This is a genomic window from Micromonospora rifamycinica (assembly GCF_900090265.1).
GTDB lineage: Bacteria > Actinomycetota > Actinomycetes > Mycobacteriales > Micromonosporaceae > Micromonospora > Micromonospora rifamycinica.
In genome coordinates this window covers 4,568,572-4,583,168 of record NZ_LT607752.1, presented here as the reverse complement: position 1 = coordinate 4,583,168, position 14,597 = coordinate 4,568,572, and the positions used below count along the sequence as shown (strand labels likewise).

11 protein-coding genes are annotated in these 14,597 nt (G+C 73.1%); 8 read left to right on the top strand and 3 right to left on the bottom strand.

Annotation, left to right across the window (positions count from 1 at the left end; genetic code table 11):
- Positions 1 to 9 precede the first annotated feature (9 nt).
- The 5 genes from GA0070623_RS19095 to GA0070623_RS19075 are packed head-to-tail and all read left to right on the top strand — an operon-like array spanning position 10 to position 5,756.
- Positions 10 to 1,353: a hypothetical protein gene (locus GA0070623_RS19095; RefSeq protein WP_067304514.1), complete on the top strand. Its 1,344-nt coding sequence runs from the start codon at positions 10 to 12 to the stop codon at positions 1,351 to 1,353.
- Complete coding sequence (locus GA0070623_RS19090) at positions 1,350 to 3,296, top strand: AAA family ATPase (RefSeq protein WP_067304517.1); 1,947 nt, start codon at positions 1,350 to 1,352, stop codon at positions 3,294 to 3,296. Before GA0070623_RS19095 ends, GA0070623_RS19090 begins: the two co-directional genes overlap by 4 nt.
- A complete protein-coding gene (locus GA0070623_RS19085; protein ID WP_067304521.1) occupies positions 3,293 to 3,907 on the top strand; it encodes an FHA domain-containing protein in 615 nt (204 codons plus the stop codon). Before GA0070623_RS19090 ends, GA0070623_RS19085 begins: the two co-directional genes overlap by 4 nt.
- Positions 3,904 to 5,103: a hypothetical protein gene (locus tag GA0070623_RS19080; protein ID WP_067304524.1), complete on the top strand. Its 1,200-nt coding sequence runs from the start codon at positions 3,904 to 3,906 to the stop codon at positions 5,101 to 5,103. Before GA0070623_RS19085 ends, GA0070623_RS19080 begins: the two co-directional genes overlap by 4 nt.
- Positions 5,100 to 5,756: a 4Fe-4S single cluster domain-containing protein gene (locus GA0070623_RS19075; protein WP_067304528.1), complete on the top strand. Its 657-nt coding sequence runs from the start codon at positions 5,100 to 5,102 to the stop codon at positions 5,754 to 5,756. The genes GA0070623_RS19080 and GA0070623_RS19075 overlap by 4 nt, the downstream gene beginning before the upstream one ends.
- A 493-nt stretch (positions 5,757 to 6,249) precedes the next feature.
- Here GA0070623_RS19075 and GA0070623_RS19065 read toward each other — a convergent pair whose 3' ends face one another.
- On the bottom strand, positions 6,250 to 7,407 hold the full coding sequence (locus GA0070623_RS19065; RefSeq protein WP_157746983.1) for a cytochrome P450: 1,158 nt from the start codon (positions 7,405 to 7,407) through the stop codon (positions 6,250 to 6,252).
- 132 nt (positions 7,408 to 7,539) lie between these two features.
- On the bottom strand, positions 7,540 to 8,043 hold the full coding sequence (locus GA0070623_RS19060; protein WP_067304539.1) for a MarR family winged helix-turn-helix transcriptional regulator: 504 nt from the start codon (positions 8,041 to 8,043) through the stop codon (positions 7,540 to 7,542).
- A gap of 179 nt (positions 8,044 to 8,222) precedes the next feature.
- Between GA0070623_RS19060 and GA0070623_RS19055 the strand changes: the two genes are divergently transcribed.
- Both GA0070623_RS19055 and GA0070623_RS19050 read left to right on the top strand, forming a co-directional pair.
- Positions 8,223 to 10,076 (top strand): DEAD/DEAH box helicase, encoded by a 1,854-nt coding sequence (locus tag GA0070623_RS19055; protein WP_084261150.1) that lies wholly within the window; start codon positions 8,223 to 8,225, stop codon positions 10,074 to 10,076.
- Positions 10,073 to 10,636: an SWIM zinc finger family protein gene (locus GA0070623_RS19050; RefSeq protein WP_067304542.1), complete on the top strand. Its 564-nt coding sequence runs from the start codon at positions 10,073 to 10,075 to the stop codon at positions 10,634 to 10,636. Before GA0070623_RS19055 ends, GA0070623_RS19050 begins: the two co-directional genes overlap by 4 nt.
- 91 nt (positions 10,637 to 10,727) lie before the next feature.
- On the opposite strand, the gene GA0070623_RS19045 is transcribed toward GA0070623_RS19050, so the two are convergent.
- The gene (locus tag GA0070623_RS19045; protein WP_067304544.1) at positions 10,728 to 12,641 is read right to left on the bottom strand and encodes a glycosyl hydrolase; all 1,914 of its coding nucleotides are present in this window, start codon (positions 12,639 to 12,641) and stop codon (positions 10,728 to 10,730) included.
- Positions 12,642 to 13,008: 367 nt separating this feature from the next.
- On the opposite strand from GA0070623_RS19045, the gene GA0070623_RS19040 reads away from it, so the two are divergent.
- The gene (locus tag GA0070623_RS19040; RefSeq protein WP_089004118.1) at positions 13,009 to 14,493 is read left to right on the top strand and encodes an endo-1,4-beta-xylanase; all 1,485 of its coding nucleotides are present in this window, start codon (positions 13,009 to 13,011) and stop codon (positions 14,491 to 14,493) included.
- Positions 14,494 to 14,597 lie beyond the last annotated feature (104 nt).

Genomic DNA, 14,597 nt, shown 5'->3' with positions numbered 1-14,597 from the left:
GGGGTTCCGATGAGTTCAGGTGGCATCGTCATCCTGCCGGTCGCGGTCGTGGCCGCCGCCGGCGCGGCCGTGGTGCTCACGGCAGCCGGCACGGCCGTGCTGCTGGTCAACGCGGCCGGAGCGGCGGCCGAGGGCGCGCTGCGCGCCGTCGGGGACTACGGCGAGCGGCTCGAAGCGGAGTTGGCGGCCCTGGCCGAGGCCGAGGCGAAGGCCGCCCGCTGGCAGTGCGTGGCCGCCGACGTAGTCGGGCTCAACGCCCGGATCCGGTTGCTGGAACGACGGGCGGCGGGCGGCGGCCCGGACCTGGACGTCCCGCCTCCGGTCGCCCTGAGCGGCGGCACGATCGACCAGATCAGACAGCGGATGCGGGAGACGGAACAGGCCCTGCTGGCGGCGCAACGCGAACTGGACGCGGCAGTGGCGCAGCGGGAACTGGCCGCGCTGGTGGCCGCCCTGCCACCGGCCGCCGCCACGCCGGACACGATCACCGCGGTCCGGGCCTACCGGGAGGCGCTGGCGCGGCGACGTGCCCCCGAGGAGCGTCCCGAGCCGGTCGACTCCCGCCGCGCCGGCCAGCAGGTCGAGGGGGTGCTCGCCGGGCTCGACCCGGACGCCAACGCCGACGAGCGGGCCGCGGCGCTGGCGGGAGCCGCGCTGGTCGCCGCCCACCCGACGGAGAGCGCCAGCTATCTGCGTGCGCTGCGCGGCACGGTCCGGGACCTCAACGCGAGGGTCGCCCGACGCCGGCTCGCGGCGCAGTGGCTGACCACCCTGGAGGACCGTGACGTGGCCGTCGCGCTGGTCCACAACGGTCCGCCGGCCCCGCTACGCGGCACGGCCGCCAGGCTGCGGGCCGTGGTGGACGGCGACGCGGAGCTGACCCCGCAGCTACGCCGCGAGGGCACCGAGCTGGTGACCTGGGCCGGGGAGATGGTGCGCCAACGGTTCACCCGCAACCTGGTGCTGCGGCTGCTGCGCGAGGAGGGCTACACGGTCGACGCCGAGGTCGACACGCGACACACCGCCGGGCTGCGGGTCAGCCGCGCCGACTGGCACGGGGAGCACACCGCGGACGTCTGGGTGGACGAGGCCGGCACGATCCACGGTCGGGTGCTGCGGGAACTCACCGCGGCCGGTGACGAGGCGGAGTTGCGGGACCGGTCCCGCTGCGACGAGTTCGCCGACCACCTCGCCGTACTCGCCGACCGGCTCGACACCGGGACCGGCACGGCCGAGGTCTCCGTGCAGCGTGGTCACCGGCCCGAACACCGCCAGCGGGACGCGGCGGCCTTCGACACCTCGACGGCCCGGTCGACCGCAGCCGAGAACAGGACCCGGGACGCCGGCCGATGACCAACGACGAGGCAGCACGACGCGACGCGTTCCTGCCGGGCTTCCCGGCCTTCGCCAACGAACTCGCCGGGACGCTGGCGGTGCACGCCCAGTACGTCCTGCACGGCAACGTGCGTGACCAGTTCCTGATCCGGTCGTCCGGACCGACGGCGCGCCCGGCGTCGATGCTCGCGGTGCTCTGGTCCGCGCTGCAGCCGAGTGGTTTCCAGAGCCTGATCTGCTACGACCCGGTCTACGGAATCACCGCCTACCCCGAGGAGAGCTCCCCGGTGGCGGAGAGCCTGCTCGCGCCCCGGACGGTCGGGCACCGGCAGCCCCTGGAGAAGCTCCGTACCCATCTGGCCCGGGTCGTCGGCGTACCCGAGCAGCCGCCCCTCGACGGCGAGGGTTCGGCGACGCCGGGCAGCCGGGCCGTCGGCACCCCGACGGCCCGGGTCGCCTTCGTGATCGACTACGCGGCGCGCATCGTCCGGGTGCCCGGCCAGCTCGATCCGGTGGAGCGGGACTTCTTTCTCTTCTGTCACCGGCTGGCGCTCGTCGCGAAGCCGTTTCCCCTTCCCGGCCCGCGACCCACCCCGCTGTTCAATCCGGTCATCTGGCTGACGGACGGGGAGCGGGACCTGCCGGCCTGGTTCACCGCCGGGGTCGAGCCGATCCGCTCGATCGCGGTCGGCATGCCGACGCTGGAGGAGCGGACCGACCTCGCCCGGCTGCTGGCCCCGACGCTGCCGGCGACGCCGCCGGCGGTGCCCGACCCGCAGGAGTTCGCCGACACCTTCGCCAAGCGGACCGACCGGATGACCCTGCGGTCGATGATGGCGATCGTCAAGCTGGCGCGGGACCGCCGCATCGGCCCCGACCGGATCGCCGACGCCGTCCGGATCTACAAGCTCGGGGTGGACGACGACCCCTGGCGTCGCAGCAGCGTACGGGAGCAGATCACCCGGGGCGAGCGCATGATCGGTCAGCGGATCAAGGGCCAGGACCGGGCCATCGGCAAGACGCTCGACATCCTCAAGCGGGCCGCGTTGGGCCTCTCCGGCGCGCAGGCGACCAGCACCGGCACCCGCCCGCGTGGGGTCCTGTTCTTCGCCGGACCGACCGGCGTCGGCAAGACGGAGCTGGCCAAGCAGGTCGCCGACATCCTCTTCGGGGACTCCGACGCGTACCTGCGGTTCGACATGAGCGAGTTCGCCGCCGACCAGGCGGCCGACCGACTGGTCGGTGCGCCACCGGGCTACGTGGGCTTCGAGGCCGGCGGCGAGCTGACCGGGGCGGTCCGGCGCAAGCCGTTCCAGGTGGTCCTCTTCGACGAGATCGAGAAGGCGCACCCGCTGGTCATGGACAAGTTCCTGCAGATCCTGGAGGACGGCCGGCTCACCGACGGGCAGGGGGTGACCACGCACTTCACCGGGTGCGTGCTCATCTTCACCTCCAACCTCGGGATCCTGGTGACCGACCCGCAGACCGGGCAGAAGGAGCAGATCGTCCATCCGGGAATGCCCTACCAGGACCTCGAGGCGAAGGTGAAGGCGGCGATCCGCGACCACTTCACCGTGCGGATCGGCCGACCGGAGCTGCTCAACCGGCTCGGCGACAACATCGTCGTCTTCGACTTCATCAGCCCGGAGATCGCCCGCGAGATCTTCGACCTCCAACTGGCGAACGTCGTGGAACGGGTCGAGCAGGAGCTGCAGATCGACCTGGAACTCACCGACCAGGCCCGCGAGGAGTTGAGCGACCTCTGCACCGCCGACCGGGACAACGGCGGCCGGGGGATCGGGAACCTCCTGGAGAGCAACCTCATCAACCCGCTGGCCCGTTTCCTGTTCGCGCAGGACCTGCCGCCGGCCAGCGCCGTCCGGGTCACCGGCGTCAGCCAGGGTGACGACACCGTCCTGCCCACGGTGCGGGCGACCGTCACCAGGGCGGGCCTGCGATGACCCAGCGGTGCACGGTGGGCGGGGAACTGCACGGCCCCGAGGTGCCGCTCTGCCCGGAACACCTCTGCGAGCTGGTCCCCCACACGCCCGGACCGGGCGACACCGCCCACCAGCCCGGACCGGGCGACACCGCCCACGAGCCCGGACCGGGCGACACCGCCCACCAGCCCGGCGGGGCCGGTGCGGGGCCGGGCGGACCGGTCACCGCGTGCTGGAACTGCGGGACGCCACCGGCGAGCCCGACCAGCACCGAGTGCCTCGCCCCCGACTGTCGCCGACCGCTCACCCCGCCCGGGATGCTCGTCGTCTTCGCGTACGGGCAGGTCGAGATCGCCCCGGGCGGGCAGGTCGAGCTGGGCAGACACGGCACGGACCGGCGGCTCTTCCGGTCGTACCCGAACGTCTCCCGCCGGCACGCCGTGCTGGGGGTGGATCCGGACGGGCGGGCCTGGATCACTCCCGTGCCCACCCCGAACGGCACCTTCGTCAACGGTGACGAGATCCCCGCGGTGCAGCGGTTCCTGGCGTCCGGGGACCGGATCCGCCTCGCGCTCGACGCCGAGGGCACGGTCACCCTCTTTCCCCGGCAGCGGAACAGGACCCCCGAATGAACCTCCTCCGACGCCTTGCGGAGCGGCTACGGGCCGCCCTGGCCGCGATCCGTGGCCTGGAGACCGGCATCGTCACGCCCCTGCCGCCGCCCCTGGTCGACCCCCGCACCAGCACCGCCAGCCTGGTCAGCCGGGCCGAGGCGCGCGGCGCGGCGGATGCCGCGACGGGCATGCTGGACAGCTGGTCCTTCGGCGGCCCGGACGTCCCCGGCTCCGACGCGCTCGACCCCGGCTACGTACGGATCCTGCGACAGGAGTGCGAGGTCGCGGTCGCCACCCTCCGTGAACAGCAGGCCGTCACCGAATCCCGGGCGGTGCACGTCCGGCGGTGGCGGGACGAGGCCGACGACCTGATGGGCGCGGCCCGTGCCCGGATGCGCGACGTCGCCGTCCGCGAAGCCGAGCTGGAGGCCCGCACCGTCCGGCGGCGGCAGCACCGGGCCGGGGTCGACGTGGCGGACCTTCCGGCGGTGCCGCTGGAGGACACCCTCTGGGAGGGGGAGACGCGAACCCTCGGCCCGTTCTGGCGGATCCTCATCCTCCTCGGCCTGGTCGCGGCCGAGCTTCCGGTGCAGCTCGCGGTGTACGGCTACTTCCTGACCGGGGTGTCGGGCATACCTGACCTGACCCTGCCGCTCGCGGTGTCGACGTCGCTGCTGCTGGTGCTCGGCCCGCACGTGGCCGCGGTGCTGCTGCGGGCCCGCCAGGCCACCGGCGGTGAACGTCGGCTCGGGCTGGCGGTCCTCGCCCTGGCCGCACCCTGGCTGACGGTGGCGGTCCTGCTCGGGCTGCTCCGCGGCGTGATCTTCGAGGCGGATCCGGCCCGGTTGCAACGACTGCACCTGACGCCCGTCACGGTGGTCGTCATGTTCGTCGCGGTGATGCTGGTCATCGGCGTCATGGCGTTCATGCTCGGGCTCTCCCGACGGCATCCGTTCCAGGAGGCGTACGTCCGCCAGCGTGACCGGCGCAACCGGCTGGACAGCATGTGGAGCGCGATGGCACAGCGGATCCACCCGGCCTACCAGGAGAGCGAGGCGCACCTGGCCGAGCAGGAACGGTCGGTCCGCGCCTCGTACGCGGCGGCCGAGGAGGCCTACTTCGCGGCGCTGGCGCGTACCGTCGGCGACCCCGCCTTCACCGAGGCCGTCCAGCAACGCCGCGGGCGTCGCCCCACCGTCGGCGAGCTGGCGTGAGCACGATCCGGGTCAACCGGACGCACTTCCCGGTGACCGCCCTCGGCCCCGGAACCCGGTTCGGCGTGTGGGTGCAGGGCTGCCCGCTGGCCTGCGCCGGCTGCATGTCCCTCGACACCTGGGATGCCGACACCGGTGCGGAGGTGACGGTGGCCGACCTGCTCGACCGGTGGGCCGACGCCCTGGCGCGGGGGGCCGGGGGCATCACGGTCAGCGGCGGGGAGCCGCTGGCGCAGCCGGGACCGCTACGCGACTTCCTGACGGCGGTCGACAGTACCCGCTCCGATCTCCGGCCCGCGCCGGACATCCTGCTCTACACCGGTTACGAACTCACCGAGTTGAACGACGCCCAGCGGGCGGCCGCCGCCCTCGCGGACGTCCTCGTCACCGGACGCTTCCTGGCCGGACAGCCGACCCGGCTGCTCTGGCGCGGCTCGGCGAACCAGCGCATGGTGCTGCAGACCGACCTCGGCCGGCGGCGGTACGCCTCGCTCGTCGACCTGACACCGGACCGGACGCCCCTGCAGGTGGAGCCGGACCCGGCCGGCGTCCGGATCATCGGTACGCCGCGTCGGGGCACGCTGTCCCGGCTCGAACGTGGACTGCGCCACCGGGGGCTCGGCCCGGAGGCGGTGACCTGGCGGCCGGAATAACCGGAGGCCGTCCAGCGGGGTCGAGACCCATTGTCGACGGGATACTGGCGGGAATGCCACGGACGCCACGAATAGCCGACCGCCGGGTCGTCTCCCGGTGGCCCGGGCGGCGGCCGGAAGCCGGGCACCGGGTCACCCGGGCCGCCCGGCCGACGCGATCGGAGTGCGGGGTGGCCAGGGTCGCCGACCGGGGCCGCCGGCTCCCCCGGACACCGCACAGCCCGGCCGCAATAAGTCGACGAAGTCCTCCAGGCAGTGCCCGCCGCTGCGCGCCACCACCCGCATCCCGCCCCGTACCGCGTCCTGGACGGCCTCGACGACCTGGGCCGTGGACCCGACGACCCGGACCTGCCGGGGCCGGCAGCGGAACCTGCCGTTCGCGGCGGTGGTCAGCTCCAGGTACCGCGGGTCGCCCGGCCGGATGGTCACCGGTCCCACCGTGGTCCGGTCCCCGGTGGAGGTGACCACCGGCCCGCCCTGCTCCGCGCCCACCTCAGCGGACCGTCAGGTCGAGCGGGAGCTGCCGGGTGCCGTTGAAGTCCTTCGGATCGTGGAACACGATCGGCGCGTCGGTCGGGATCCGGAAGTCGTCGTACCGGTCCAGCATCGCGTTCAGCGCGATCCTGACCTCCATCCGGGCCAACGGCGCACCCAGGCAGAAGTGCAGGCCCATCCCGAAGGCCAGGTGCCGGATCTGGGCGCGGTGGATGTCGAAGGTGTCCGGGTCGGTGAACTCGCTCTCGTCCCGGCCGACGGAGACGAGCGAGACGCTCACCAGGGAACCCTCGGGGATCCGCTGTCCGCCGAGTTCGACCTCCTCGGTGGCCCGCCGGTCGAGCCAGACCAGTGGCGACCGGTACCGCAGCACCTCTTCGAGCATCTGCGGGATGAGACCGCGGTCGGCCCGGATCTCCTTCACGGCCCCGGGGTTCTCGTCGAGGGAGAGGATCGCGTTGGTGAACATCGTGCTGGTGGTGAGGTGCCCGGCGATCAGCAGCAGGGCCAGGAAGCCCACGATCTCCTGGTCGTCGAGGCGTCGGCCGTCGGTCTCCGCCTCGACGAGCGCGCGGATCAGGCCCGCCCGGTCGGAGGCGCGGTACTCCCGGACGTGGCTGAGCAGGTACTGGTTCATCTCCCGGATCGACGGCGCCATCGCGGCCACGCCCTCCTCGCTGAACAGGGCGTCCACCCCGTTGTCGACGAGCAGCGCGTCCGCCCACCGGCGGAACAGGTGACGGTCGGCGACCGGCAGGCCCATCACCTCGGCGATGACGGTGACCGGCAGCGGGTGCGCCAGGTCGGCGACCAGGTCGATGCGGTCCCCGCCCCGGTCGGCGATCCGGTCGAGCAGTTCGGCGGCGACCTGTTCGATCCGGGGGGCCAGGCCCTGTACGAACTTCGGGGTGAAGCCCTGGCTGACCAGGCTGCGCATCTGCCGGTGCCGGGGGTCGTCCATGGCCTGGAAGTTGCCCTTGGTGAAGGTGCGGAGTTCCTCGTGGTCGGGGATGAAGGCGCTCAGGTCGTTGGAGAACCGCTTCGCGTCGGTGGCGACGGTGACCCCGTCCCGGTACCTGAACACCTGCCACCGCCCGGACGCCTCGTCCAGGCTGACCGGTTCGCTCTGCCGCTTCGTCCGGTACCGAGCGAGCATGTCTCGCATCTTCTCGGGAACGTGCGGACCACCCATTGATCGACCCCTCACATGGCGGACGGAGACCTGTGGGGGCATCACAACGGAGCGGCCTCGTAAGGCCCTGGAAGGCTGGTGGACCCTGCTGCCGTCTCAGGGGGTGGGCGCGGGACCGGCGGTGGAGCGTAGCCGGTCGACCTCCGCCGCCGCGCTCGCCTGGAACACCTCGATGAACCGCAGCAGCGTGCGGAGCTGGTCGTCGTCGAAGGCGGCCAGGTCGTCGAGGGTCCGCGCGGTCAGCCCCGCGTAGTACGCGGTGATCCGGCCGAGCCCCTCGTCGGTCGGCTCGATGAGGATGCGACGCCGGTCGTGCGGGTCGGGCACCCGGCGGACGCACCCGGCGTCCGCGAGCCGGTCGATCATCCGGGAGGCCGAGCCCGGGGTGAGGCCGACCCGCTTGGCGAGCACCCCGGCCGTGGTCGAGCCGTGCTGCTGGAGGGCGTGCAGGCAGTGGAAGTCGGTCACCACCACGCCCATCCGGGCCGCGACCAGGCTGTTGATCTGGATCAGATGGGTGATCCAGTCCGGTAGCCGGCGTACCACCTCGTCGGCGAGTGACCCGGTGACCGCGTGCGGTGGCGGTGTCTTCTCCCGCATGGTCAGGCCCGGCCCGGTGCGTAGGGCATAATTCCTCTTATCATTGCGTGACGCAACTGTTCTGTCCCACAACCATCATGTCACCCCCCGTCCTAGGAGTGGGTCTTGCCCAGCTCGTCCCCCGTGCCGATGCACCGTCCACCGCCCGCCCCGCGCCCCTGCCGTCAGCGGGGCGCCCGATGACCGAGCTACCCGGCACCCTGCAGGCCACCTTCGTCCCCGCCGAGGACGCGATCGCCTGGTGGGGCGTCGAGCAGCTCACCGAGGCCGTCCGGGCGCACGAGCTGCCCCCGGGCCGCCCCGGCACCTGCCGGCTGGCCCTGCCCGTGGCGGGTCAGGTCACCGGGGCCAGCGTGCCGGTGCTGCTGGCGGAGCTGGACGCGGCGCTGCCCGCCCTGCGCACGCTCGACCCCCGGGCGGAGGTCGGCGCGTCCGTGCGGGCCTGGCGGGACGCGGCCACCCTGCCGGAGGGCGACGACGAGGGCTACACGACGCTGGGCGCCCGGATGCCGGCCGCCGCCCACGCCGTGCTCAACGGCGAGGGCACCGCCATCACCGCCGCGTCCGCCCTGCTCACCCAGTTCCGGCAGGCGGTGACCACCCGGGCCGCCCTGCACGGCACCGCCATCCAGGCGACCCTGCGGCCGTACCAGGTGCACGGGGTGGCCTGGCTCAGCGCCCGGCCCGGCCTCGGCCACGGCGGCGTGCTCGCCGACGAGATGGGGCTGGGCAAGACCCTCCAGGCCATCTGCCTGCTCGCCACCCGCGTCTCGACCGCACCGCACCTGGTGGTCTGCCCGACGTCCCTGATCGGCAACTGGCGGCGGGAGATCGCCCGATTCGCACCGGGCACCCCGACGATCAGCTACCACGGTGCCGGCCGGCGGCTCCCGGACACCTACCAGCCCGGGACCGTGGTGATCACCAGCTATCCGGTGCTGCGCCGGGACGAACCGCTGATGAAGACCGACTGGGACGTGGTCGTCTTCGACGAGGCACAGCAGATCAAGAACCCGGAGGCGCTGGCCAGCCGGGCGGCGTCCGCGCTGTCCGCCCAGTCGCGGATCGCCATGACCGGCACCCCGGTGGAGAACCGGCTGGACGAACTCTGGGCCATCCTCAACGTGACCAACCCCGGCCTGCTGGGCACCCGCGCCCGCTTCCGGCAGCGCTTCGTGACCCCGATCGAGCAACGGCGCTCGGCCACCGCCGCCGCCGCCCTCAACACCATCGTCCAGCCGCACCTGCTCCGCCGGACGAAGGCCGAGGTGGCAGCCGAGCTGCCCCCGAAGCAGTACTCGACGATGATCTGCACGCTGACCGACGAGCAGGCCCGGCTCTACCGGGAGGCGGTGGACCGCGCGTTCTCCGACGGCCTCGGCGCCGGCATCGAGCGCAGCGGACGGGTCCTCGCGTTGCTGACCGCCCTCAAGCAGATCTGCAACCACCCCGCCCAGTACCTGCGCGACGGTCCCGCCCAGCCGGGACGGTCCGGCAAGTTCGACCGGGCCACCGAGATGCTCGCCGAGATCGTCGACGAGAGCGATCGGGCGCTCGTCTTCACCCAGTACCGGGCCATGGGCGAGCTGCTCTCCGGCCACCTGGCCGACAGCCTGGGCGTGGGCCCCGTCCCGTTCCTGCACGGCGGCCTCTCCGCCGCCCAGCGTGACCGGCTCGTGCACGCCTTCCAGGAGGACGACGACGCCCCGCCGGTGCTGCTGCTCAGCCTCCGGGCGGCCGGGTTCGGCCTCAACCTCACCCGGGCCACCCACGTCATGCACTACGACCGCTGGTGGAACCCGGCTGTCGAGGAGCAGGCGACCGACCGCGCCCACCGGATCGGCCAGCAGCGCACCCTGAACGTCTACACCCTGGTCACCGGCGGCACCATCGAGGACCACATCGCCCAGATGCACGACAGCAAGCGGGGGCTCGCGGAGATCGTCTCGGGGGACACCGAGGCCGCCCTCGCCAAGTTGTCCGACGACGAGCTGCACGAGGTGCTCGACCTCGACCTGGGAGCGTTCCATTGATCCCGGCAGAGTTCGGTGCCACCCCCTGGGGCCGGGCCTGGGTGCGTACGGCCGCCTCGACGGCCTCGGCCGGCCCCAACGCCCTGCTGCCGAAGGCCCGGAGCCTGGCCCGCAACCACGCGGTCACCCTGTCGGCCACCGGCGGCCACCTCGAAGCCGACGTGGTGGTGTCCGGGGTGGGCAACCGGGTCCGCATCGAGCTGCCGCCCTGGCCCGCCGACGTCCAGGAGGAGGCGAAACGCCTGATCGCCAAGGCGATGGCTGACAACCGGGGCCTGGCCCCGGGCGACCTCCCGGACACCCTCGACGCCGAGTTCCGGCACCACGGCATCAGCATCGGCATCCGGCTCGACGACCTGGTGTCCGAGTGCGACTGCCGGAGCCGGCGGCGCCCCTGCGTGCACGTGCTGGCCACCATCTACACGCTGTCCCAGCGGGTCGACGAGCGGCCGGAACTCGCCATCGAGCTGCGTATGTCGCCCACCGAGATCGCCCCGCCACCGGACCCGGACTGGATCCCGCTGACCCGGCTCGACCCGGACACCTTCTACGGTGGCTGAACGCCGCCGGCACCCGCCGACACCCAGGCCCGGGGCGGGTCAGCCCCGGGCGGTGGCGGCCGGTGCCCCCGGGGCTGCGGGCGCTGCCAGATCAGCCCCGGACCGGGGCGGGTCGGGTCAGACCGAGACGCCGCGTAGGCGTACCGGGCCGATGAGACCGGCCGGGGCTCCGGGACGCGAACCGCCCGTAGGTGTCCGCCTCCGTCCGGCTCAGGGCGACCAGCCGGTTGCCCAGCGTCGTGGCGACCTCGACGGTGATGGTGTTGACGCCACGGCGCAGGTCGGGGAGCACGTTGCGGGCCCCGGCCCCGACGCAGTCACCGGCCACCCGCCGGCCGTTGACCTCGACCTGGACGGTGCCCCCGACCTGGCCGAGGTCGAGCAGCACCGCGTCGACGTCGTGATCGGCGTCGTCGTCGAGGGTGGTGCGGTAGGTCCCGACCCCCGCGACGTCCCCGAGGTCGCGGGTCGTCCGCCAGTCCCCGGTCGGGTGGTCGCCCAGCCGACGGGTCCGTACTCCCCCCGGCTGCCAGTCCTGCACGACGAGATCCCACCGGGTCAGCTCCCGCGACCACCGCTGCCGGGTCGGCACGGTGGGAGCCGGGACGGTGACCGGCACGGCGTCCAGCCCGGGCCCCGTCCCGAGGAACACCACGGTCGCCTCGCCCGGGGCCAGGTCGAGCGCCACGGTACGGCGGTCGTCGTCCCCGGTGCTGTCGACGGGGTGCGAGGTCCCGGCCCAGAGGTCGAGGATCCGCGCCGCGCCGCGACCGCGCAGGGCGGCGGTGAAGCGCGCCCGGGAACGCCCCGAGTTGAACAGGTGGTAGTAGTCGCCGGAGTCGTCCTGCCGGTGCACCGGCAGCACACCGGTCGCGTCCCGCAACCGGGCGTCGGGCTGCACGCCGAGGTGCCGCAACGCGGCCAGGACGCCGTCCTGGGTGGCCACCCGGCGGACGTTGGGCAGGGCGAGCAGGTCGGCGGCGCGGTGCGCGACGGCCGCGTCGGTGCGGGGGGCCTGGTGGAAACCCCGGGCGCGGTGCGGGGGTGTGCCGACGACGACGACCGGCAGGACCTCCGCGGCCAGGGTGTGCAGCCGGGCCAGGGCCTCGGGTTCGATCGCCGGCTCGTCGTCGATCACCAGGGCGCGGTAGCCGGCGTGGTCGGGGGCCAGCCGCCCCCCGCGGACCACGGCGGCGTCGGCGGTGAGCAGGCTCGGGCTGAGGAAGCCCCAGGTGTAGCCGGCGTCGGCGAGGTTGCCGGCGGTCACCTCCGGCCAGGAGAGACACCAGTACGCCTGCCGGTAGAAGGCCACGTCGACGCGGGGCAGGCCGGTCCGGAGCACGGCCGCCGCCCGGGCCAGGTAGTCGGTGAACGCCCGCATGTGCCGCCACATCGGCTGGCGCGGCCCCCAGGCGTCGGACACCGCCGGGGAGCTGTCGTTGGAGAACGGCGCCCAGCCGGGCCAGGCCGCGCCGGGGACGTCGGAGTAGGGGAACCCGTGCAGCACCAGCTGGTTCACCCCGCCGCTGAACGCGACGTCGACGTGCCGCTTCAGCTCGGCCAGGCCGGTCTGGTAGTCGGCGTCGAGCACCGCGCAGCACTCCAACGAGACCACGGGAGCGCCCCGCATGTGCGCGCCGGAGGCGATGCCCCGATGGAAGTCGACGGCCCGGTCGTACGCGGCGACGCCGTCGGTCATGCCACCGGCGGCGATCCAGTTGACCAGGTCCTCGCTCTCCGGTACCTGGACGGCACCGGCCACCTCGACGTGGTCGATCGTGTTGCCGTACGGCTGCGCCCGGTAGCTCAGCCCCCGGCTGTTGGCCCAGCGGGTCAACGGCCCGACGTGGTGGTCGGCGTACAGCTCGTTGAGCGTCCGGTAGTAGTCGTGCCGGATCCGACGCCCCAGTCCGCCGGGGAGGTCGTACCCGGCCGGGCTCTCCGGGTTGGTGCCCTTGCGCAGGGTGGCCCAGTCGAAGCGGTACAGCCCCTCGATGCGCAGCACCGAGTTCCCATCGCGGCCGGGCCGGGCCGGTTCCTCGGATCGGAGGGTGTCAGGCCGGACTCGAAGGCGGCCGGGTCGATGCGTCGAGTCCCGCTTGAGGCCGGGGCGCCCCGCCGCCGTCCACCGGGCGACCCGTTGCTGATAGATGTAAATCGATATAGTGTCCGGGGGGGCGCACCCTGCCCGCTTCCGGAACCGGTTCGGGGCAGCGCAGGGACCGACCCGGACAGCGCACAGGCGGCATGGTCGGCGGGATCCCGGACCGGTAGACGCCCCGGACGACCGGCCGGCAGCCGTCGGACGGCACCGACCGGACGGGCCACCCACGGCAACGCCTCCCGCCGGAGGCCGAGGAGGAAACACCTACATGAACGACGTACCAGCACCTGCGAGACGCCGTACCCGCAGCCGTGTCCGGCTGCTCGTCGGCGGCGTCTGCGCCCTGATGGTCACCGCGTCCTCGGTGACCATGGCCACCTTCGCCCACGCCGACCTCAGCGGCCCACCGGGGACCACCCTGAAGGCCGCCGCCGAGCGGAGCGGCCGGTACTTCGGGGCCGCCATGGGGTCGGACCGCCTCAACGACTCCGGCTTCCTGAACATCGCCAGCCGCGAGTTCGACATGATGACGGCCGTCAACGAGATGAAGCCCGACGCGACCGAGCCCAACCCCGGGCAGTTCGACTTCAGCAGGGGTGACGCGATCTACAACTGGGCCACCCAGCGCGGCATGCGGTTCCGGGGCCACACCCTGGCCTGGCACGCCCAGCAGCCGCGGTTCTGGGGCAGCCTGAGCGGCAGCGCGCTGCGGCAGGCGATGATCAGCCACATCAACGGCGTGATGGCCCACTACAAGGGCAAGCTCTACGCCTGGGACGTGGTGAACGAGGCGTACGCCGAGAACGGCACCCGCCGGTCGTCGAACCTCCAGTCCACCGGCAACGACTGGATCGAGGTGGCGTTCCGCACCGCGCGGGCCGCCGACCCGTCGGTGAAGCTCTGCTACAACGACTACAACATCGAGAACTGGACGTACGCCAAGACGCAGGGCGTCTACAACATGATCAAGGACTTCAAGGCGCGCGGCGTGCCGATCGACTGCGTCGGTCTGCAGACCCACTTCACCGGCGGCAGCTCGCTGCCGGGCAACTTCCAGACCACGCTGTCCAGCTTCGCCGCCCTCGGGGTGGACGTGGCGCTGACCGAGGCGGACGTCACCAACGCCTCGACCACCCAGTACGCCGGGCTGACCCAGGCCTGCATGAACGTCCCGCGCTGCGTCGGCATCACCACCTGGGGCATCCGGGACAGCGACTCCTGGCGGGGCAACGAGAACCCGCTGCTGTTCGACCGCAACAGCAACCCGAAGCCGGCGTACACCTCAGTCCTCAACGCCCTCAACGCGGCCTCCACCACGGTGCCGGGGACGACCACCCCGCCGCCCACCACGCCGCCGACCAGCGCTCCGCCGACCACCCCACCGACCACCCCGCCCACCACCCCGCCGACCAGCGAGCCGCCGACCACGCCGCCACCCACCGGACAACCGGGCGGCTGCACCGCGGCGTACCGCACGGTCAGCAGTTGGAACGGCGGCTTCCAGGGTGAGGTCACGGTGACCAACACCGGCTCCACCACCACCAGCGGCTGGACCGTGCAGCTCACGATGGCCAGCGGGCAGACCATCGCCAACATCTGGAACGGCAGCGGCACCGGCACCAGCGGCACGGTCAGCATCCGCAACGCCGCCTACAACGGCGTCATCGCCCCGAACGCCTCGACCACCATCGGTTTCCTGGTCAACGGCAACAGCAGCACCCCACCCGGCAACCTCTCCTGCACCAGTTCCTGACCGGCGCGACGTCGGCGTCCCCCGCCCCGCGACCCGCCCGGGTGGCCGGCAGGGGGCCGGGTCGACGGGAACAGCCACGGTGGCCCTCGCGGGCGCCGTGGCTG